Raw genomic sequence first — 994 nt, 5'->3', positions numbered from 1 at the left:
GAAAGGGTGCGACACCAACGCGAAACGGGTGCGCAGGGCGGAAACAGGCGCGCAGCACCAGGGCGGAAACAGGCGCGCGGCACCAACCACAAACGGGAGCGCGCCGGGCTTACTCCTCCGGCGCGTCCGCCATGGCTCGTCCACGGACCTTTTCGACGTGATCCACCATCATGGACGCGGCTTGCTCGGGATCGCCGCTGGTCATGGCATCGAGCACGGCCTGGTGCTCAGCGATTGCCTGTTCGGCGTCGGTGATGCCCACTCCCCCGAACAATCTGAAGCGTTGGATTTGGCCGCCTAGCGTGTTGTATGCGGCGAGCAGGAACTGATTGTTTGCTTGGGCGGCGATGAGTTGATGGAAGCGTTCATCCGCTTCGAGGTAGCTGCGATATTCAGCGAAGGTGCCACCGCGGGGCGCGGTTTTCAGGTCTTCAACAGCCTTCTTCAACGCGTCCAGACCGTCAGGCGTCATGCGCGAGCACGCCAAACGGGCGTTGACCGGTTCAATGGATAGCCGCGCTTCCATGAGCTCAGCGAAGTCTTCGCGAGTGAAGACCGGAGCCACTCGATAGCCCTTCAAGGCCACACGTCGCACCATCCCCGTGTGCTCCAAACGGGCCAAGGCTTCACGCACTGGGGTAGGCGAAACGTCCAGTTCACGCGCCATCCCGTCGATGCTCACTGCCGCTCCGGGCTCCAGTCGGCCGTCCATAAGCCACTCAAGGAGTGCTTCATAAACGTGGTCGGCCAGCACTTGGCGGCTGACGGGAAAGCCAGCGCGGGCAGCGGACGGGGAAGGATCGGCCATGGCACAAATCCTATAGGAACGCCCGCAGGAAGCCGGGTAAGCACAGCACGGTCCGCCATCACCAAGCTTGCGGGACCACACTTAAAACCACGACGTCGGCACCCGGGGGTGGGTGCCGACGTCGAGAACTTGCTGCGGTACTTCGCGCTGCCGGAGCGAGGAGCGCTTAGCCTCGATCCACCGGTC

The 994-nt window shown here is 63.3% G+C and carries 1 protein-coding gene; it reads right to left on the bottom strand.

Annotated elements, in window-relative coordinates; translation table 11 throughout:
• Positions 1–109 precede the first annotated feature (109 nt).
• Positions 110–808: a GntR family transcriptional regulator gene (locus ACLRGI_RS23380; RefSeq protein WP_419203817.1), complete on the bottom strand. Its 699-nt coding sequence runs from the start codon at positions 806–808 to the stop codon at positions 110–112.
• Between the last annotated feature and the right edge of the window lie 186 nt (positions 809–994).

Source organism: Paenarthrobacter sp. PPS72, assembly GCF_048537125.1.
In the GTDB taxonomy this organism is placed as follows: Bacteria; Actinomycetota; Actinomycetes; order Actinomycetales; family Micrococcaceae; genus Arthrobacter; species Arthrobacter nitroguajacolicus_E.
Note: the sequence above shows the minus strand (reverse complement) of the source record. Positions and strands in the feature narration are given on the sequence as shown.

Coding starts and splice junctions, on each gene's coding strand:
- ACLRGI_RS23380 (WP_419203817.1), bottom strand. CDS start 808: ATGGCCGATCCTTCCCCGTCCGCTGCCCGCGCTGGCTTTCCCGTCAGC.